This window comes from Streptomyces sp. NPDC058198, from assembly GCF_042882605.1.
In the GTDB taxonomy this organism is placed as follows: domain Bacteria; phylum Actinomycetota; class Actinomycetes; order Streptomycetales; family Streptomycetaceae; genus Streptomyces.
The window spans coordinates 66,396-85,379 of the sequence record NZ_JBHVVP010000016.1; the positions used below are offsets into that span (position 1 = coordinate 66,396).

Consider the following 18,984-nt stretch of genomic DNA (forward strand, 5'->3'; position numbering starts at 1 on the left):
GGAACTGGAAACGGAGCGTCAGCCACCGTGCCAGTCCCCGACCCTACTCGGTGACACAACGGGCCATGACATCGACGGCGGTCAATGTCACCCCGAGTGGACTGGATTGCCCTGACAGGTGAGTTGGGCACCGCGTCGCCGTTCCTGGAGTGGCTGGGGTGTGACGCCTGGAACGCCTGCGTCGCTAGTCGGAGTGTGAACATGAATGCGACGCACACCGCCGCCCTTTCGCCCGCCTACCTCGCGGTGCTGCGCTCACCGATCGGTCTGGGGCTGGCCACCTCCCTGCTGCTCGGTGCCGTGATCGTCACGGATGTGCTGTCCCTCGCCTCAGGCGCCCATTTGTACGACCTGCTGCGCAGTATGCCGCGCGCCCAGGCGGCCCTGTGGACGGTGCCCGGCGTCGAGGACCGGCAGCTCTACTACGACCTCTTCGGCCTGCTCCAGAGCGTCTTCTACCTCTCCACCGGAATCGTCTACGTGTGCTGGCTGTTCCGATTGCGCGACAACGCCGAAGTCTTCGCCCCCGGCACTCACCGACGTGGCCGCAGTTGGACCGGCTGGGGCTGGCTCATCCCGGTCGTTAACCTGTGGTTCCCGCGACGGATCACCCTCGACATCTGGGACGCGAGCCGTCCCGTGGGACCGTATTCGCCCGACCGGCCGGGCCGTGGCCTGATCAACCTGTGGTGGGGCTTCTGGCTCGCGCAGGGCTTCATCGCACTGGCCGGTGGCGCGGTCTACGACACGGCCGAATCGATCGGCCCGACGAAGGTGGGTCTCGGCCTTCTCATGGTCTCCGACCTTCTCGACATCGTCTGTGCCGTTCTCGCTGTCCGGCTGGTCCGCACGCTGACGCACATGCAACACGTCAAGGCGCGGTACGGGTCGACCGCCCAAGAGGGAGTGCCGTTCAGCTGATCGTGATCGGTGGTGGGGCCATCGGACTGATTCGGCTCATGACGGCGACCATCGTCGCGCGGGGCACACACGTTCACTGCCGGGTGGACCCCCAGCAGCCAGGCCACGGAGGAAGGAAGCGGGTATACCTCGTGCCCGGCTCGCCCCGGAGAAGGGACGGGCGGGTACATGGAGACCGCCGCCGGATTCGTCCTGCTGACGCCCACCTGCTCGTCGCGCACTAGTGCCGAAGCGCGCCATGGACAGGGCCGACACCGACCGGCTGCGCGGTATACCGGATTGCCGCCTGCCCCGCCACGGCGGCCGTCCGCCCCGACGCTGAGGTTCGGTAGGATCCGCAGGTCTTCGTACCGGGGAGGGACCATGGCCGAGGGCCACAGCGCCGGAGGCACCGACAACGGCGCGGAAACCTCTGAGGATGTCGTGGACGAGCGGACCGCAGTCCAGCTCGTGTATCGGCCTCAGTCCGCCGACACACTGGTCGGCCTGCGGGTCCGCGAGCGGATCAAGCGGACCGGGCTACTACTGCGGGGCGTGTCCCTCGCACTCTGCGTAGGGTACTGGCTGGTCTCCGCCGTGGGCCGCGGGAGTGTCGACGCGGTCTCGACAGTTCCGTTCTTGTTCCTCGTCCTGATGATGTGGGGGTACCCGCGGCTACAGGCCGCCCACGTGCAGCGGATCATCGGATGGCAGGGCGAGTACCGCGCCACCGTGTCTCCGGCCGGGATCACCTGCCGCACCGACCACTGCACGTTGGTCCAGAAGTGGTCCGTCTTCCAGGGCTACCGGGAGACGGCAGATCACTTCGTCCTGCTCAGCCGGGATCCCAACATCATGTGCCTCGATGTCCTGCCCAAGCGGGGCGTGCGTGAGGCCGAGGGTCTCGACCGGCTGCGGGCCATCCTTGACCAGCACACCACTCGCGTGTGACGAAGGTGAAAGCACCCAGCGCCGGCCAGAGCGCGTCGTCAGCCCCGGTCTCCGTGCGTTGCGCGGAGACCGGGGTGCGAACGTCAAGATCGTTTCTCGGTGACCGGATCCGGCCTCGCCGCTGTTCGGGGTGCTGTGGGTGTTACGGCGTCAGTACCTGGCCGATGCGAATGCCCGCGGGTGCGCCCAGTGCCGTGGTGCCGTAGAAGACACCGGAACTGGTCACGATGCCGCTGGTGCCGCTGTTGTCCAACTGCAGGATCGTGCCGTTGTTCGCGTCCTCGCCGTCGGCGCCGATGGCCAGATCGGCCCGGCTGTAGCCCGACAGGTCGGTGAGCGAGACGGACGAGCCGAGGCGGTCGTTGGACCCGGTGGTACCCGGCACACCCGCGGTGTCCTGGTGATACGCGGCGGAGCCGGTGGCGGTCGGGCCTGTGGACGTGCCGCGCAGCAGGATGACCTGGCCCGCGTTGGTCTGGGCGACACCGCTTCGGGTGATGTCCTCACCCGGCAGCCCGGTGAGGATGTCGTCGTACCCGTCGAGGTTGACGTCACCCACGGAGACGGAGGCGCCCATGTCGTCGCCGGTCTCGCCGGTGTCCGGGACGCCTGCGGTGTCCTGGCCGAACGTCTTGCGTCCGGTCGAGGTCAGTCCCGTCGCCGATCCGAAGACGGCCGTGACCGCGCCGCCCTTGAGGGTGTGCCCGGACTCCGTGGTGCTCGGCTGGCCGACCGCGAGGTCGGTGTAGCCGTCGCCGTTGAGGTCGCCCGCCGCGAGCGAACGGCCGCCGCGCGCCTCCAAGACGCCGACGCGCTGGAGCCCGGTCGCGGAGCCCTTGAGCCAGAGCAGCCGGCCGACACCGCCCGGGTCGCGGAAGCCGACCGCGGCGTCCGCGTATCCGTCCTTGTTGAAGTCGCCGCTGACGGCTGAGGCGTAGCTCGCGGCGGCGGTGTACGCCGTCGAGTTCAGGTAACCGGACTTGGCTGCGCCGGACTTGCCGTCCCAGGTCCACCAGCGGCCCGGCTTGCCCGGAGCGACGGAGAGGATGTCCGCGTGCGTTGTCCAGGACGAGCTCGCCGCCGAAGCCGCTGCTGCCGCCGAAGACGAACTCCGCTACCTCCAGATGGAGATCGAGTGGCAGGAGTGGCTGTGCTCCAACGGGCTGCCCGAGCGAGCCCACATGCTGAAGGTCCTGGAGGAGGCCGGCCTGCTCGGTGTGGCCGGCTGTAGAGGCCGCGCCCCGAAGCAGCGAGCCCGGACCAGTCGGTCCGGGCTCGCTCGCGTATCCGGCGGAGTCGGATGTTGATGCACGCGATGCCAGCTCAACGACGCTGCTGCGCGCCGGTCACCCCGGGCGCCTTCCGTGCGCGCTGGATGACCGTGTGCGTGGACTCACACGTATGCCGATTCCCTGAACCCCCAGACCATGACCCAGATCCCCGCCGCGGTCAGCGACACGGTGAAGCTCCAGGCCACCACTCCCATGGGGTCGAACAGTTCCCCGTACACGATCAGCAGATACGGCACTGTCAGCACGAGCCACCCGGGCACCATCGCCACCAGCCGAAAGCCCCCCAAGGAGGACCACGCGGCCCCCAGCAGGACCCAGGCCAGGACCAGCCACCCCAGCAACGCCAACTCGGCCGACGCCAGATACATCGCCGTATGACCACGCACGGCCATCCACACCACATCGCCCCGCCACAGGCGCAGTTCGGCCCGGTCTCCGCGCTCCACGTCGCGGTACGTGTGGGACGGGACGTCCAGCCAGTGGGTGTCCCCGGCATGCCGGACCTGGACGCGGTAGTGGGTGGTGCAGGACTGCCCCCCGTTGCTGTTCGCCGTGCAGGACTGGCCGGTCGCCTTGCCGAGGACCCGGCCCGTGACTGACACGACGCAGTCCGCCTCCGCGTCCACCGGCGGCGCGGCCGTGCAGAGTTCGGCGTTCTTGTAGACCAGCGTGGCCCGGTAGTTCGCCTCGGCCCGCTGGACGCCCTCGATGAGGCCGGCCACCGCGACGACGAGAATCAACACGCGTAAGCAGAGCAGAAGTTCGGCACTGCCCTCCTCGCCTCGGCGACGCGCGCCACGACGCTTCCCGGGACATCCCCACACAGCCGGCTCCCCCCGCCCGCGAAACGCGCACGCCGAGCGGACAGACGGCCCGCGCCGATTCCAGGGTTCCACGAACCGGCCCCCGGCGCACAGATGGTGACACGGCGAATCGCGCACTTGGCGCCGGACCACATCGTCAGGTGAACGACCGACAGCCGTCCTGCTGGGGGACTGGGGGATAGGACAGTCCGAGCCCCGGAGTGGTCACCGGCCGTCACCCCACCGCGGCCTGGGCGTTGTGCCGGGCATGGACTGGACGCAGCTGCCGAAGGAACTCGCCGACGCGGTAGAGGTGCGCAACCGCAGGGTGGCGAGTCTGCGCTCAGCCGGGTTCCATGTGGCCGAGCTGGCCGCCGCGCAGGCCCTCGTGGCCGGCGCCCCGGGGCCGCCGCTGCGCCGGATCCCGGCCGGGATGGAACCGCTGATCGAACATGAGCGGCCGCAGGTGTGCGGGCACAGTCCCGCCGTCCCGCCCGCACGGCCCGCCCCGCCGCCCGCGATTCGCCAGCCGTCGTCGGCGAACGACGCCTTCGGGCACCCCGTGCCGGTGCGGTACTCGCTGGACGAAGCCTGGCAGCAGGGCATCCTGCCGTGGAAAGCGCCGACGGCCCGACTCACCTCACCGCCAGGCTCCTGGCGCTCGATGAGGGCGCTCAGGAGGTTCGTCGCGGCCTTGGTGAGGTCCAGTCGGTACATCATTCCGAAACCGGTGCTCGCCTGAATCAGCATGCCTGTCGCTCCTTGTCGACACCTCATCGTCCCCGTCTTCGGCCGCGAGCCCCAGCTGCACGCTGCGCGGTGCCGGCGGCGGCTTCACCTCCGGGAAGGCACCCTCCGCCGCACCGTTGCGCAGGGCCTCCAGGATCTCCTGCTGAACATCGCCATTGCCCTCGAAGCCGAGCAGCGGGTTCACGAAGATCAGTCCGGTGTCGACGCGCTGGAGCATGCGCCACTCCTCCAGCCGCCCGAGCGCCCGGGTGACGTTCGACCGCTCCACGCCCAGCTTGTCCGCGATCTTCTTGTGCGCGGCCTTCAGCCATCCCTCGCGCTGCCGGCCGATGCACCACAGCAGTACCGCGGACTGGATCGGCGACCCAAGTCAAGCTCGGAGTGTTCCTGTCGAACAGCAAGACCAGGCGCGGCAAGCTCACCAAGACAAGGTCGCCGCGCTGGCCGACCTCGGGCTTCGCGTGCTGGACCGGGAGCGGGTCGTCAAGCACATAGCCAAGAAGGGGTGGGCGCTGGTCGACGTCTTCGCCGGCGAGGGGTACAGCGGGAGCCTTGATCACACCCAACGCCCGGACCTCGGCGAGCTCATGAAGCGGGCGAGGCAGACGCTGCGCCCGCTTGATCTCGTCACCGTGTACGAGGAACGGGCCATCGGGCGTGCGGACAGGGCCTTCTGGCCCTGGGTGTGGGAGCTGCAAGACCTTGGCGTCTTCGTCGCCGTCACCAAGGGCGACTATGACAACACCTCAGACGAGGGCCGCTCGCGCATGCGCAAGGCCGCCGACCGCGCCGAGGACGAGCGGATCACCATCCGCGACCGCACACAGGGCGGGATCCAGGAGAAAGCCGAGGACGGTGGTCATTTCGGCGGCCGGCCACCATTCGGCTGGCGCATCGTGAACAAGGGAGTCAAGGGCGAGAGCCACCTCGCGCTTGACACTGACGGCGACGTGGACGGCGAGAAGCTGAGTTGTGCCGCCCTTCGTATGGGCTGGCGTTTCATCGTCAAGGAGCACAACAGCCTTAACAAGGCCGCGAGCCGGCTCGATGCCCTCGGATACCACTCGCCGACCGGCGGGGGATGGTGCGGTGAGACGCTGTACCGCATCCTCACCAGCCCGTCCGTGCAGAGGGGAGTCCGGATCTTCCGGAACCCCGCGACGGCCGGGCGGGAACGGGGCACCAAGCTGGACGCCGACGGCACCCCGCTGTACGGCAGCACCGTCGAGGTCAAGGCCCGCCGAGTCTTCACCGAGGAGGAGGTGCGACTGCTGAATGCCGCACTGAAGCGGCAGGCCCGAGGCCCCCGAGCCGAAGATGCCACATCCGCGAGCGCACCGAGCAACTGCTTGGCGAAGTCAAGGCTTGGCAGCGGGAGAGCGAGGGATCGGCGCAGCGCGCCCGGGATCTTCAGGCGCTCGCCGAGATCGTCCGGGAGCGGCTGCACGACATGACTCCTGCCGAGCAGGCGGAAGTCTTGGACTTGCTCGATGTTCGTGTGACGCTCCTCGGCGACGTTCCGTCGCGCAAGAGCAAGGATGATCAGGTGGCCCAGTGGTTCCGGGCCAACGGCGGCGTCGTACCGACGCTGACGGATGAAGCCTGGGCGAAAGCGGAGCCCGTTTTCACGGGCCCGTCCGCGGGACGGCCGACGCGGCCCCCGCGGCTGATGCTGGAGGCCCTGCTGCACAAGGCCGTCAGTCGCTGTTCCTGGCGTGAGACCGGCGAGCAGTACGGCCCTTGGGCGACAGTGGCGAGCACCTGGCGCCGTTGGAGCGAGCGAGGTGTCTGGGCCGTGGGCATGGAGCTGTTGGCCGGCATGCCCGGCACGCCCATTCCGCCGGAGGAGATCACCCTGCCGCCCATCAGGGTGGAGGGGCGGCTTGATCCGCGGCTCCTAGTTTCCACACGGGAGCCCTCCGTCGAAGGGTTCCCGTTGGGGAGTCCGATAAGGGGGTTGTTTCGGGAGCAGTGGGTTACTTCGGATCCCCAATGCGAGCGAACATGGGAAAAACGGTCGCTCGGAGGGGTCCAGATCGTGTAAAGGGCATGCTAGGGCGGTGTTACCGGCGGGTCCTGGGGGGTCCGAACGCCGTTCCTGCGATTAGGTTGGCGTGACGGAATCGTCGGACACCCCGACTCGCGATGGGGGCGAGCATGGCCATGCTTAAAGGAGCCAATCTTCCGGTACCGGCGCCCGCCGTCCGCGTCGAATTGGGATGGCGTTCAGGAGCCGGAGTGCCGGATGTCGACGCGTCGGCACTCCTGCTCGTGTCCGGGAGAGTCCGCTCGGACGCGGACTTTGTCTTCTACAACCAGCCGGAACACGCGTCCGGGGCCGTGCGCCACGAAGGCAGGAAGACCGGGGGAGACGGTGTCACGGACACCGTGACGGTCGACCTCGGGCGGGTCGAGCCCGCCGTCGAGCGGATCGTCCTGGCCGCCTCGTCGGACGGCGGCAGCTTCGGTCAGGTGCCGGGGCTCCATGTGCGGGTGCTGGACGCGGCGGCCGGCACGGAGATCGCGCGGTACGACAGCCAGGACGCGACCGTCGAGACGGCGTTCGTCCTCGGCGAGCTGTACCGGCGCCAGGGGAGCTGGAAGTTCCGGGCGGTGGGCCAGGGCTACGACAGCGGACTGGCGGGCCTGGCAACGGATTTCGGTATCTCGGTCGACGAACCGCGGCGGCCGGCCGAACCGCCGCCGACCGTGCCGTCCTTGACGGTGCCGTCCTCGGCCGTTCCCCCGGCCCCCGTCGCCCCCACCCCGGCCTCCGCACCGGTACGGCTCAGCAAGGTGACGCTGACGAAGGACTCCCCGTCGGTCTCGCTGTCCAAGCAGGGCGGCACCTCGGGCGCCATGCGCGTCAACCTCAACTGGCAGGTGCGTAAACAGTTCAAGGGCTGGGGCGCCAAACTCGGCCGGGCGGTCGCCATGCACGGCGACCTCGATCTCGACCTGTGCGCGCTCTATGAACTGACCGACGGCCGCAAAGGCGTCGTCCAGGCGCTCGGCAATGCCTTCGGTGCGGTCAACCAGCCGCCGTACATCCATCTCGACGGCGACGACCGCACCGGCGCGGTCTCCAGTGGTGAGAACCTCACGATCAACCTCGACCACAAGGACCGGCTCCGCCGCGTCGTCATCTTCGTCACCATCTATGAAGGCGCGCGCAGTTTCGCGGATCTTGACGCGACGGTCACCCTCCAGCCGCAGCACGGCGCCGCGATCGACTTCTCGCTCGGTGAATGCACGGTGCCTTCGACGGTCTGCTCGCTGGCGTTGATCACCAATACCGGCTCGGACCTCGTCGTCCAGAGGGAAGCGCGCTTTCTCGTACCGGAACGAGGAGTCAGTCCGCAGCGCACCATCGATTACACCTATGGCTGGGGCATGAACTGGACGCCCGGCAGGAAGTGACCCGCGTCGGCGGTCGGCCGGCGCGCGTCAGCGGTCCGGACCGAGCCGTGTCAGCGGTGCGGACCGAGCCCTGTCAGCGGTCCGGTGCGGTCTCCGGGCGGGCGTACGTACGTCCCTTCCAGGCCGCGCCGCGGCCCCGGTAGTGCCGCACCGCCGAGTCGACCGTCATCAGCAGATAGAGCAGCGCGGTGAACGGCAGCAGCGGAGCCAGCCACAGCGACTGCCGGTAGTAGCGCAGCATCGGGATGTACGTCCCCGTCATCACCGCCCATGCGGCGAAGCCCAGCCACCCCGCGGCCGTGTCCCCGCCGAACACACCGGCGCACACGGCGACGGGCGGCGCCAGATAGACGACCGCGAGCCCCGCCACCGTCCCCGCGAGCAGCAGCGGATTGTGCCGGAGCTGCGCGTAGGCGCTGCGCGCGATCATGGCCCACAGATCGGCCAGCCGCGGATACGGACGCACACTGTCCACCCGGTCCGCCAGCCCCAGCCAGATCCGGCCCCCGCTGCGCCGTACCGCCCGGGCCAGCGACACATCGTCGATCACGGCCTGACGGATCGACTCCGGCACCCGCGCGCGCTCGGCCGCCTCCGCGCGCAGCAGCACGCATCCGCCGGCCGCGGCGGCCGTCCGCCCGCCCGGACGGTTGATCCAACGGAACGGGTACAGCTGCGAGAAGAAGTACACGAACGCCGGGACGACGAGCTTCTCCCATACGCTCGTGACCCGGAGCCGCGCCATCTGCGAGACCAGGTCGAGATCCCGCGTCCTGGCCGCGTCGACCAGCTCCCGCAGACTGTCCGGCTCATGGGCGATGTCGGCGTCCGTCAGCAGCAGATACTCGGGGCTGTGGGCGCGGGCCAGGGTGATCCCGTGCCGCAGCGCCCACAGCTTCCCGGTCCAGCCGGGTCCGGGTTCACCGGGCGAGGCGACCGTCAGCGGCAGACCGCCGTACGTCGCGGACAGTTCACGGGCCAGCTCGCCCGTACCGTCCTGGCTGCCGTCGTCGATGAGGAAGATCTCGGCCTCGCCCGGATAGACCTGCGCCAGCAGGGACGGCAGGCTCTCGGGCAGCACCGCCGCCTCGTCCCTCGCGGGTACGACGACGGCGACGGACGGCCACCGGCCCTCCCCGTCCGCGCCGGCGCGGCTCCCGGCCGCTTCGTCGTCCGGGTTCCGGCGGTCCTGGGGCGGGGGCAGCCGTTGGTCAGTCCGCCAGAAGAATCCCTGACCCAGCAACAGCCAGCCCCAGGCGGCCAGCGAACCCACGGCGATCCAGGCAACGGCGCTCATTCGCGGCAGTCTGCCTCACCGCGCCGGGGCCGCGAGTGCGGTCGACTATGGTGACCGGGTGAAGATCGCGCTCATGGACTCCGGCATCGGCCTGCTCGCGGCGGCCGCGGCGGTACGGCGGCTGCGCCCCGACGCCGATCTCGTCCTCTCCTCCGACCCCGACGGGATGCCGTGGGGCCCGCGCACTCCGCAGGATGTCACCGAGCGCGCGCTCGCCGTCGCACAGGCGGCCGCCGAGCACCGTCCCGACGCGCTGATCATCGCCTGCAACACTGCCTCGGTGCATGCCCTGGCCACGCTCCGCGCCGAGCTGGAGCCGTGGCTGCCGGTCATCGGTACGGTCCCGGCGATCAAGCCCGCGGCGGCCGCCGGCGGGCCCTTCGTGATCTGGGCCACCCCGGCCACCACCGGCAGCCCCTATCAGCGCGCTCTGATCCGTGACTTCGCCTCGTCCGCCCAGGTCACCGAAGTGCCGTGCCCCGGTCTCGCGGACGCCGTGCAGGAAGCCGACGAGGCCGCGATCGACCGCGCGGTGGCCGCGGCGGCCGCACTCACCCCGCGCGATGTACGGGCCGTCGTCCTGGGCTGCACCCACTACGAGCTGGTCGCCGAACGTATCCGTGCCGCCGTCCAGCAACCGGGCCTGCCGCCCGTCGTCCTGCACGGGTCGGCCGAGGCCGTCGCCGCGCAGGCACTGCGCCGTGTCGGCGGCAGGACCGCCGCGCCGGCGCCGGTCGTCCCGGCCGGTCCGGTCGCCTCGCCGGGCGCGCGGCTCACGGTGCTGCTGGGCGGTCGCGAATCCGCCCTGCCCGGCCCGGCGCTGGCCTATGCCGAGGGACGGCTGCTCGCCGCCGTCAGCCAAGTGCACTAACTGCCGGTGCGCCGGACACGCCCCGGTGCGCCCCACGGTTCGGCCAGCTGCACCAACCAGCGGACGGGCCGACCGCCCCGCGGACGGTCGTGGCATCCAGCAGCCACGGCACTTCCCTCGTGGCGGAACCTGGGTACTCTGCAAGGCATGAGGGAGCACCCGCGGCACGAGGGCCACCCCGATGAGCCCCTGCCTGAGACCTGGACCGGCCGCGCCACCAATCGTGTGCAGTGGCTGCTCGCGGCCGCAGGCATCGCCTGCATCACGCTCGGCGTCGAGCTGGCCATCAATTCCACCTGGGACTCCGGGATAGCCGCGCTGCTGATGTCCGTCATCGGCTGCGTCGCCGCGGGTCTGCTCATGCTTTTCGGCACTCTGGCGTTCGTCCATGTGGCGGTCAGGGTCGAGGGCGACTGCCTGGAAGTGCGCTGCGGCCATATGGGCCTGCCCCGCCGCCGTATCCTCCTCGCCCATGTCGTGGACGCCGACTTCGTGCCACGGGTCACCCCGCGCCAATGGGGCGGCTGGGGCTACCGCTGGCGCCCCGAGATGGGCACGGCCGTGGTCGTCCGCCGAGGCGAGGCCCTCGTCCTCAAGCTCGGCGACGGCAGGATATTCACCGTCACGGTGGACGACGCCGAGGCGGCGGTACGGGTCATCCGCAACCGCCTGCACCTCCTCCCCAAGCCCGACCCGGCCGGCGCCTGACCGCCGCCGGGGCGTATCGCCCCGGGAGCTCAGGCGTCCGCGTTCTGTCGTGATCCGCGCGCTCCGGTGACCTTGCTCGCTATCTGTCCGCTTCTTGCGGTTCTTCCGGGTTGAGGCGCCCTACGTCCTCGGTCGTCCCCAGGGCCTGAGCGGGCACCGCACCGGCCGCCGGTCGTGCCGTGGCCAGGCCCGCCAGCAGCCCCGCGCCCGCCGTCACCGGTGTGAAACTCAGCGCGTTGCCGACGCTCGCCAGGGCGGCCAGCGCCGTCAGGGCGGCTCCCGCCGTGAGCGCCACCCGAGTGGAGCAGGGCGAGCGCGCCAGTCCGTACAGCAGCCAGCCGAACACCGCCGCCAGCAGCGATACCCCCACCACGCCCTGCTCGGCCGCCTGCTCCAGGGGTGCCGAGTGCGGTTTGCTGTGGGCTTCCAGCGACTGCGTCGCGGTCGGGCTGAGGTCCCCGAAGCGGTCGGGGCCCGCTCCCAGCAGCGGATATTCCTTCGCCATACTGACCGCGTCCCGCCACAGGCCCACCTGGTGCTGGGTCAGCTGTCCTTCCAGCGAGACCGCGAGTCCCTCGGGCAGCGCCTGTTCCGCGACCGCCCACGACGTGCCCACCACCACCCCGGTGACCAGCGCGAACCCGGCGAGTCCGACCAGCCGGCGCCGCATCCTGACCGCCGCCAGCGAGCAGAGCAGCACCCCGAGCACCCCGAGGAACCCCGCGACGGAACCGAGCAGCGGCGCGGCGACCGCGATCATCAGCGCCAGCAGCCGCATGGCCGCCCGTACGGCAGTGTGCCCGGCGGTCGCGGCCGCACAGCTCGCCGCTCCCGCCGCCAGCACCAGGAGTCCGGCGACCGCGCTCGTGTCGCCCTGCGGTGCGGCCAGGGCCATCCCCGTACCGAACACTCCGTGGCCGGATGCGACCGCCGCCCCGAACCCGGCGAGCGCCACGACGCACGCGGTGGCGACCGGCGCCAGCGACCCGCTGATCCGGCCACAGGCATAGCCCGCGGTGACGGCGAGTACCGCCAGCAGGACACCCTCGGGCCTGCCTCCGTGCCCTGCCGCGCTGATCAGCGCCCATACCGCGCAGCCGCCCAGCACGACCACCCCGACGACATCGGGCGCGCTGCCACGGTGCCGTACGGAGGACCGTTCCGCCGGTGCTGCCATCCCGTCGCCCCCTCGCCCTGTGACGGGTCCTGTGCCACGACCGCCGGATCCGGCCAGGGGGCAAGGACTGGCGCACACGGTAACGGCCGTGGCGCGGATTTGTGGAGAGATTGCGAAGAAGCGTTGCTGTACGCGCCGGGCCTTACCGCTGGACACACGTCGGATCACCGTAGACTCCCCCAGGTGAGCGCCACCATCACCTCCGTCGAGACCCCTCCGCCCGCCCCCGCGTCCGGCGGCGGGAAGCTGCTGCGCCGGCTCGCCAGGCCCGCCGCCTCTGTGCTGTCCGGCGTGCTGCTCTACGCGAGCTTCCCGCCCCGCACCCTGTGGTGGCTGGCCCTGCCCGCTTTCGCCCTGCTCGCCTGGAGCCTGTACGGGCGCCGGCTGCGCGCGGGCCTCGGCCTCGGCTACCTCGCCGGCCTGGGCTTTCTGCTGCCGCTGCTGGTCTGGACGGGCGCGGAGGTCGGCCCGGGGCCCTGGCTCGGACTGGTCGCGGTGGAGGCACTCTTCATCGCCTTCACCGGCCTGGGGATCGCCGCCGTGACGCGACTGCCCCTGTGGCCGGTATGGGCCGCGGCGGTCTGGATCCTCGGCGAGGCGGTCCGCGCGCGCGTGCCGTTCGGCGGCTTCCCCTGGGGCAAGATCGCCTTCGGCCAGGCGGACAGCATCTTCCTCCCGCTCGCCGCCGTCGGTGGCACGCCGCTCCTCGGCTTCGCCGTCGTCCTGTGCGGCTTCGGACTGTACGAGGCGCTGCGCCAGGTCCTCGAGTACCGCACGACCGGCGTGGTGCCGCGCCGCGCCGGGGCCGCCGCGGCCCTCACCGTCTTCGTCCCCGTGGCAGCGGCGCTCGCGGCGCTGCCGCTCGTGAGCGACTCCGCCGAGAACGGCACCGCGACCGTCGCCGCCGTACAGGGCAACGTGCCGCAGGCCGGGCTCGAATTCAACGCCCAGCGCCGCGCGGTCCTCGACAACCATGTCCGCAGGACCCTCCAGCTCGCCGACGACGTGAAGGCGGGCAAGGAGCCCCAGCCCGACTTCGTGCTGTGGCCGGAGAACTCCTCGGACATCGACCCCTACCGCAACGCCGACGCGCGGGAGGTAATCGACCAGGCCGCCAGGGCGATCGGCGTGCCGATCTCCGTCGGAGCCGTCGTCACCCCGGCCACCGGACCGCTGCGCAACACCCAGATCCTCTGGGATCCGGAGCGCGGCCCGACCGACACGTACGACAAGCGGCAGATCCAGCCCTTCGGCGAGTTCCTCCCGCTGCGCTCCGTGGTGAAGGCCATCAGCCCCGGCTACGCCGACATGGTGCGCCGCGACTTCGGACGCGGCACCAAGCCCGGCGTCTTCGACCTCGCGGGCACCCAGGTCGGGCTGGCCACCTGTTACGAGGCGGCTTTCGACGCGGCCGTACGGGACACCGTCACCCATGGCGCTCAGCTCATCTCCGTACCCAGCAACAACGCCACCTTCGACCGCAGTGAGATGACCTACCAGCAGCTGGCGATGTCGCGGGTGCGGGCCGTCGAGCACAGCAGGACCGTGGTCGTCCCCGTCACCAGCGGCGTCAGCGCGATCATCCAGCCGGACGGAAAGATCATCCGGAAGACCGCGATGTTCACGCCGGACGCGCTGGTGGCCAAGGTGCCGCTGCGCTCCTCGATGACCCCGGCCACCAGGCTCGGCACCCTTCCCGAAGGTCTGCTGGTGGCGCTCGCCGTGGCCGGGCCGGTCTGGGTGACGGTCCGTTCCGTACGCGAGCGGCGGCACCCCGGCCGTCGGTGACCGGCCGGTCCCGCGCCGGCCGGCGTGTCACCGGTCGGCGTGTCACCGGTCGGCCGGGTCCTGTCCGGTGCCGGGATCGAACCAGGCCGGCTCGTCGCTGCGGGCCTGCTTGATCCTCAGCAGCGTGGCTTCGTCGAGGCCGGGCAGGCCGTCCGGCGGAAACCACCCCACCTCGATGGACTCGTCGTCATTGACCCGGGCCTCGCCACCGGTCGCGCGGCACAGGAAGGTGATGTCCATGTACTGGCAGCGGTCCTGATTGGAGTACTGAACCGGATCCAGGGCCTGGACGACCACGACCCGCTCCGGCGTACACCGCACGGCGGTCTCCTCGTACACCTCACGCACGGCCGCCACCGCGGGCTGTTCCCCTGGCTCGGGAATGCCCCCGACCAGTGTCCAGGCGCCGTTGTCGGCACGGCGGACCAGCAGCACGCGGCCGGCGTCGTCGAATACGACCGCGGTCACTCCCGGCAGGAGGAGCAGTTGGTGGCCCGCAGAGGCCCGGATCGTGCGAATGAAGTCCGGAGTCGCCATGGCAGGACCCTATCCGGGCGCTGGGCGGCGATCATTCGTACACCCACATGGTTCACACCCATCACTTCAGGGCGAAGTGTGGGCGCTGACCATATCGGTTGGGGTGTCGGCGCTGCTTAGGGTGCGGAATATGACCGCGCCCACCACACCAGGTCCCGTCCCTCGCACGCCCGAGTCGCGCGCCGCCGACGCACCCGCTCGCGCCGTCGGTACCCCCGCCCGCGCCGCCGACGGTCCCGCGCCGGCTCCCGACGCTCTCGCTCCCGTCGCGCTCGACCTCGCGGGCCGTACCGCACTGGTCACCGGCGCCGCGAGCGGGATCGGCCGCGCCTGCGCGCTGCGGCTGGTGGCGGCCGGGGCCAAGGTAAGAGCCGTGGACCGGGACGGGGATGGCCTCGACGACCTGGTCGGGGCGGCCATCGGACTGGCGGGCGCCGTCGAACCACGGGTGCTCGACCTGACGGATCTCGACGCGGCGGAGCAGGCGGCCGCGGGCGCCGACATCCTGGTCAACAACGCCGGCCTGCAGCTCGTCCGCCCCATCGAGGACTTCCCGCCGGACGTGTTCCACACCGTTCTCACGGTCATGCTGGAGGCGCCCTTCCGGCTGATCAGGGGCGCGCTGCCGCATATGTACGCCGAACACTGGGGGCGGATCATCAATATCTCCTCCGTACACGGGCTGCGCGCATCCCCTTACAAGTCGGCCTATGTGTCAGCCAAACATGGTCTCGAAGGACTCTCCAAGACCGCGGCCCTCGAAGGCGCCCCGCACGGTGTCACCTCCAACTGTGTCAACCCGGGCTATGTGCGTACACCACTGGTCGAGAAACAGATCAGCGACCAGGCGGAGGCGCACCACATCCCCGAGGAACGGGTCCTGGCCGATGTCCTGCTCCAGGACTCCGCGCTCAAGCGGCTCCTCGAACCGGACGAGGTGGCCGAGGCGGTGGCCTATCTCTGCACCCCGCAGGCATCCTTCATCACGGGCACGTCACTGACGCTCGACGGAGGCTGGACCGCGCATTAGGCCCGGTCCGGCACGGCAGGCCGGCCCCGGCGTCGGCCGCACCGTATCCGTTATCCACATCGCTCTCGTTGTCCACAGGGCTGGCGCGGCCGGCCGTACGACAGGTAATCCTGTGTCCATGTCCCACGATCAGGCTTCCTACCTGGAACTCCTCGCGCGCGGCGCCGCGGCGGAGGCATACGACCGGCCCGCGCTGCTGGCCCGCGCGGACGGCGCGGGACCGGAGACGCTCGCCGCGCTGGAACACGCCAAGCAGCTCGCCCTGCGGGTGCGGGCCGAGCTGGAGGAGCGACGCCGCCGCGAGGCCGAGCTGTCGGCGCTCTTCGAGACGGCCCACGACCTGGCGGGGCTGCGTGACCTCGACGCCGTGCTCCGGGCGATCGTGCAGCGCGCCCGTTCGCTGCTCGGCACGGAAGTCGCCTATCTGTGCCTCAACGACCAGGTCGCGGGCGACACATACATGCGCGTGACCGAGGGATCGGTATCGGCCCGCTTCCAGCAGCTGAGGCTCGGCATGGGGGAGGGGCTCGGCGGGCTCGTCGCCCAGACCGCCCGCCCCTATGTCACCGACAGCTATTTCGACGACCCGCGCTTCCAGCACACCAGGAGCATCGACTCCGGCGTGCGCGACGAAGGACTGGTCGCCATTCTCGGCGTCCCCCTGATGCTCGGCAGCCAGGTCATCGGTGTGCTCTTCGCCGCGGACCGGCACGCCCGGGTCTTCGAGCGCGAACAGACCGCCCTGCTCGGTTCGTTCGCGGCCCATGCCGCGGTCGCCATCGACACCGCGAATCTGCTGGGGGAGACCCGCTCGGCGCTCGCGGAGCTGGAGAAGGCCAACGGGATCATCAAGGACCACAGCGCGGTCATCGAGCGCGCCTCGGACGTGCACGACCGGCTGACCGAACTGGTACTGCGCGGCGGCGGCGTCCATGACGTCGCGAGCGCGCTCTCCGAAGTGCTGGACGGCACGGTGGAATTCGCCGGCCCCGATTCCGCCTCGGTGACCGCGCTGGAGCTGACCGGCACCGACGGCCGTGCCAAGGGCCACGGCGGGGTCTGGGGCGCCGCCGTATCGGCCGGCGGCGAACTGCTCGGCGCGCTCGTCCTGCGCGGTCACCCCGGGCTCGACCCGGTCGACCAGCGCACCCTGGAGCGGGCCGCGATGGTCACCTCTCTGCTGCTGCTCGCACGCCGCTCCGCGGGAGAGGCGGAGCAGCGGGTACGGGGCGAGCTGCTCGACGACCTGCTCGACGCTCCCGACCGCGACCCCCGGCTGCTGCGCGAACGGGCCGTCCGGCTCCGCGCCGACCTCGACGCCCCGCATGTGGTGCTGGCAGCGCGGATCGACGGCCCCGCCCCCGACACCACGGAACGCGAGACCGCCGACCGCCGCCGGCTGTGGTCCGCCGCGTCCCATCTCGCCGCCACCGGACAGGGACTGGCGGCCACCCGCGACGGCGGCACCGTCCTGCTGCTGCCGCTCGCGCCCGGCGACACGGCGGCCGACCTCGCCCGCCGTACGGCCAGGCAGCTCGGCAGCGCTCTGCGGGAGGCGGTCACGATCGGCGCGTCCGCCGCCGTCGAGGCGCCCGCCGCGCGGCCGGGCGCGATAGCGGAGGCGTACGCGGAAGCCCGGCGCTGCCTCGACGCGCTGCGGCTGCTCGGCCGCTCGGGCGACGGCGCGGCCGCCCAGGACCTCGGCTTCCTCGGACTGCTCCTCGCCGACACCAGGGACATCGAGGGCTTCGTCCACCGCACCATCGGGGAAGTCGTCGACTACGACGTGCGCCGCGGCACGGATCTGGTGCGCACGCTCGGTGCCTACTTCGCGTCGGGGATGAGCCCGGCCCGTACGAAGGACGAGCTGCACGTCCATGTCAACACCGTGGCCCAGCGCCTCGAACGCATCGGCCGGCTGCTCGGCCCCGACTGGCAGTCACCCGCACGGGCCCTGGAGATCCAGCTGGCCCTGCGGCTGCACGCCATGTCCGCCGGACGCGTCAGGCGCTCGGCGTACGGGTGGAGGCGTCGGCCTTCCGCGGCGCCGGGACAGCGCCCCGTGCCGGCTCCGCCTCGACATCCGCCAGATCGCGGTGCCGGGTCTCCCGCGCACAGATGATCGCGACGACGGTGAGCAGCGCGGCGGCGATCACGTACAGGGCGATCGGCGTCGAGCTGTCGTAGTCGGCGAGCAGCGCCGTCGCGATCAGCGGCGCCGGCGCACCGGCCGCCACGGAGGCGAACTGAGCCCCGATCGAGGCGCCCGAGTAGCGCATCCGGGTCGCGAACATCTCGGAGAAGAAGGCCGCCTGGGGCGCGTACATCGCACCGTGCAGCACCAGACCGACCGTGACGGCCAGGAGCAGATTGCCGAAGGTCGCGGTGTCGATCAGCGCGAAGAACGGGAACATCCAGGCCCCGACACCGACGGCGCCGATCAGATACACGGGCCGGCGGCCGATCCGGTCCGACAGCGCGCCCCACGCCGGGATCACCGCGAAGTGCACGGCGGACGCGATGAGTACGGCGTTGAGCGCGGTCTGCTTGCTCAGCCCGGCCGCGGTCGTCGCGTACACCAGGATGAAGGCGGTGATCACGTAGTAGCTGATGTTCTCCGCCATCCGCGCGCCCATCGCCACGAGCACATCCCGCCAGTGGTGGCGCAGGACGGCGACGATCGGCGTCTTCTCGGTGTCCCCGGTGGCGGCCGCCTTCCGCTCCTCGGCCTGGGCCAACGCGGCCTTGAAGACCGGGGATTCGTCGACAGAGAGACGGATCCACAGCCCGACGATCACCAGCACACCGGAGAGCAGGAACGGTATGCGCCAGCCCCATGAGACGAAGGCGGCGTCCGAGAGCAGCGCGGTGAGCGCCGAGAGCACACCGGTGGCGAGCAACTGCCCGGCCGGCGCCCCGGTCTGCGGCCACGACGCCCAGAACCCGCGCCGCTCGGCGTCACCGTGCTCCGACACCAGCAGGACGGCCCCGCCCCACTCGCCGCCGAGCGCGAAGCCCTGGATCAGCCGCAGGACGGTCAGCAGGATGGGAGCGGCCGTACCGATGGTGGCGTGCGTGGGCATCAGCCCGATGGCGAATGTCGCCCCGCCCATCATCAACAGGCTCAGGACCAGCAGCTTCTTACGCCCGACCCGGTCACCGTAGTGCCCGAAGACCAGCGCTCCGAGCGGCCGCGCGGCAAAGCCGACGGCGTACGTCAGGAAGGACAGCAGCGTCCCGACCAGCGGATCGGAGCCGGGAAAGAACAGCTGGTTGAAGACCAGCGCGGCGGCCGACCCGTACAAGAAGAAGTCGTACCACTCGATGGTCGTGCCGATGAGGCTCGCGGCGACAATGCGCTTGAGGGAGCTGGGCGTTGGGGGAGCGGATGCCGAGGCAGCCATGAACACCACTTCCAGGCGGTTGGCGGGGACGTATGCGTGTCGGCACAAGGTAGAAA

18 protein-coding genes are annotated in these 18,984 nt (G+C 70.9%); 11 read left to right on the top strand and 7 right to left on the bottom strand.

Annotated elements, in window-relative coordinates:
• The first annotated feature begins 201 nt into the window (after positions 1 to 201).
• Together ACFVWW_RS31585 and ACFVWW_RS31590 are read left to right on the top strand one after the other, a co-directional pair.
• Positions 202 to 921 carry a DUF4328 domain-containing protein gene (locus tag ACFVWW_RS31585; protein ID WP_384330502.1) on the top strand — a complete coding sequence of 240 codons (720 nt, stop codon included), beginning with the start codon at positions 202 to 204 and terminating at the stop codon, positions 919 to 921.
• A gap of 363 nt (positions 922 to 1,284) precedes the next feature.
• Complete coding sequence (locus tag ACFVWW_RS31590; protein WP_386878029.1) at positions 1,285 to 1,851, top strand: YcxB family protein; 567 nt, start codon at positions 1,285 to 1,287, stop codon at positions 1,849 to 1,851.
• A 142-nt stretch (positions 1,852 to 1,993) separates the two neighbouring features.
• On the opposite strand, the gene ACFVWW_RS31595 is transcribed toward ACFVWW_RS31590, so the two are convergent.
• Together ACFVWW_RS31595 and ACFVWW_RS31600 are read right to left on the bottom strand one after the other, a co-directional pair.
• Positions 1,994 to 2,899, bottom strand: a complete 906-nt coding sequence (locus ACFVWW_RS31595) for an FG-GAP-like repeat-containing protein (protein ID WP_386878152.1) — start codon at positions 2,897 to 2,899, stop codon at positions 1,994 to 1,996.
• 345 nt (positions 2,900 to 3,244) lie between these two features.
• Positions 3,245 to 3,886 carry a hypothetical protein gene (locus ACFVWW_RS31600; RefSeq protein WP_384330512.1) on the bottom strand — a complete coding sequence of 214 codons (642 nt, stop codon included), beginning with the start codon at positions 3,884 to 3,886 and terminating at the stop codon, positions 3,245 to 3,247.
• Between the two features lie 328 nt (positions 3,887 to 4,214).
• Here ACFVWW_RS31600 and ACFVWW_RS31605 point away from each other — a divergent pair, with 328 nt between their 5' ends.
• Positions 4,215 to 4,688 carry a hypothetical protein gene (locus ACFVWW_RS31605; RefSeq protein WP_384330514.1) on the top strand — a complete coding sequence of 158 codons (474 nt, stop codon included), beginning with the start codon at positions 4,215 to 4,217 and terminating at the stop codon, positions 4,686 to 4,688.
• On the opposite strand, the gene ACFVWW_RS31610 is transcribed toward ACFVWW_RS31605, so the two are convergent.
• On the bottom strand, positions 4,587 to 4,964 hold the full coding sequence (locus ACFVWW_RS31610; RefSeq protein ID WP_384330517.1) for a hypothetical protein: 378 nt from the start codon (positions 4,962 to 4,964) through the stop codon (positions 4,587 to 4,589). The genes ACFVWW_RS31605 and ACFVWW_RS31610 overlap by 102 nt on opposite strands.
• Between ACFVWW_RS31610 and ACFVWW_RS31615 the strand changes: the two genes are divergently transcribed.
• From ACFVWW_RS31615 to ACFVWW_RS31625, 3 genes are all read left to right on the top strand, one after another.
• Positions 4,894 to 6,150: a recombinase family protein gene (locus tag ACFVWW_RS31615; RefSeq protein WP_386878030.1), complete on the top strand. Its 1,257-nt coding sequence runs from the start codon at positions 4,894 to 4,896 to the stop codon at positions 6,148 to 6,150. The genes ACFVWW_RS31610 and ACFVWW_RS31615 overlap by 71 nt on opposite strands.
• Positions 6,147 to 6,740, top strand: a complete 594-nt coding sequence (locus ACFVWW_RS31620; protein ID WP_386878031.1) for a transposase — start codon at positions 6,147 to 6,149, stop codon at positions 6,738 to 6,740. The genes ACFVWW_RS31615 and ACFVWW_RS31620 overlap by 4 nt, the downstream gene beginning before the upstream one ends.
• 101 nt (positions 6,741 to 6,841) lie before the next feature.
• Entirely contained in the window at positions 6,842 to 8,116 is a 1,275-nt protein-coding gene (locus ACFVWW_RS31625; protein ID WP_386878032.1) for a TerD family protein, read from the top strand.
• A gap of 73 nt (positions 8,117 to 8,189) precedes the next feature.
• Here ACFVWW_RS31625 and ACFVWW_RS31630 read toward each other — a convergent pair whose 3' ends face one another.
• A complete protein-coding gene (locus ACFVWW_RS31630; RefSeq protein ID WP_386878033.1) occupies positions 8,190 to 9,413 on the bottom strand; it encodes a glycosyltransferase in 1,224 nt (407 codons plus the stop codon).
• A 58-nt stretch (positions 9,414 to 9,471) separates the two neighbouring features.
• Here ACFVWW_RS31630 and ACFVWW_RS31635 point away from each other — a divergent pair, with 58 nt between their 5' ends.
• Together ACFVWW_RS31635 and ACFVWW_RS31640 are read left to right on the top strand one after the other, a co-directional pair.
• Entirely contained in the window at positions 9,472 to 10,284 is an 813-nt protein-coding gene (locus ACFVWW_RS31635) for a glutamate racemase (RefSeq protein ID WP_384330529.1), read from the top strand.
• Positions 10,285 to 10,431: 147 nt separating this feature from the next.
• Entirely contained in the window at positions 10,432 to 10,992 is a 561-nt protein-coding gene (locus ACFVWW_RS31640; protein WP_384186216.1) for a hypothetical protein, read from the top strand.
• 79 nt (positions 10,993 to 11,071) lie between these two features.
• Here ACFVWW_RS31640 and ACFVWW_RS31645 read toward each other — a convergent pair whose 3' ends face one another.
• Positions 11,072 to 12,169 carry an O-antigen ligase family protein gene (locus ACFVWW_RS31645; RefSeq protein ID WP_386878034.1) on the bottom strand — a complete coding sequence of 366 codons (1,098 nt, stop codon included), beginning with the start codon at positions 12,167 to 12,169 and terminating at the stop codon, positions 11,072 to 11,074.
• A 183-nt stretch (positions 12,170 to 12,352) separates the two neighbouring features.
• On the opposite strand from ACFVWW_RS31645, the gene lnt reads away from it, so the two are divergent.
• The gene (gene lnt, locus ACFVWW_RS31650) at positions 12,353 to 13,957 is read left to right on the top strand and encodes an apolipoprotein N-acyltransferase (RefSeq protein ID WP_386878035.1); all 1,605 of its coding nucleotides are present in this window, start codon (positions 12,353 to 12,355) and stop codon (positions 13,955 to 13,957) included.
• Between the two features lie 42 nt (positions 13,958 to 13,999).
• Here the strand turns inward: lnt and ACFVWW_RS31655 are convergent, their stop codons facing one another.
• The gene (locus ACFVWW_RS31655) at positions 14,000 to 14,494 is read right to left on the bottom strand and encodes an NUDIX domain-containing protein (RefSeq protein WP_386878036.1); all 495 of its coding nucleotides are present in this window, start codon (positions 14,492 to 14,494) and stop codon (positions 14,000 to 14,002) included.
• A 130-nt stretch (positions 14,495 to 14,624) separates the two neighbouring features.
• Here ACFVWW_RS31655 and ACFVWW_RS31660 point away from each other — a divergent pair, with 130 nt between their 5' ends.
• Together ACFVWW_RS31660 and ACFVWW_RS31665 are read left to right on the top strand one after the other, a co-directional pair.
• Complete coding sequence (locus ACFVWW_RS31660) at positions 14,625 to 15,524, top strand: 3-hydroxybutyrate dehydrogenase (RefSeq protein ID WP_384186226.1); 900 nt, start codon at positions 14,625 to 14,627, stop codon at positions 15,522 to 15,524.
• A gap of 118 nt (positions 15,525 to 15,642) precedes the next feature.
• Complete coding sequence (locus tag ACFVWW_RS31665; RefSeq protein WP_384330538.1) at positions 15,643 to 17,646, top strand: helix-turn-helix domain-containing protein; 2,004 nt, start codon at positions 15,643 to 15,645, stop codon at positions 17,644 to 17,646.
• Here the strand turns inward: ACFVWW_RS31665 and ACFVWW_RS31670 are convergent.
• A complete protein-coding gene (locus ACFVWW_RS31670) occupies positions 17,528 to 18,928 on the bottom strand; it encodes an MFS transporter (RefSeq protein WP_384330541.1) in 1,401 nt (466 codons plus the stop codon). The genes ACFVWW_RS31665 and ACFVWW_RS31670 overlap by 119 nt on opposite strands.
• Positions 18,929 to 18,984 lie beyond the last annotated feature (56 nt).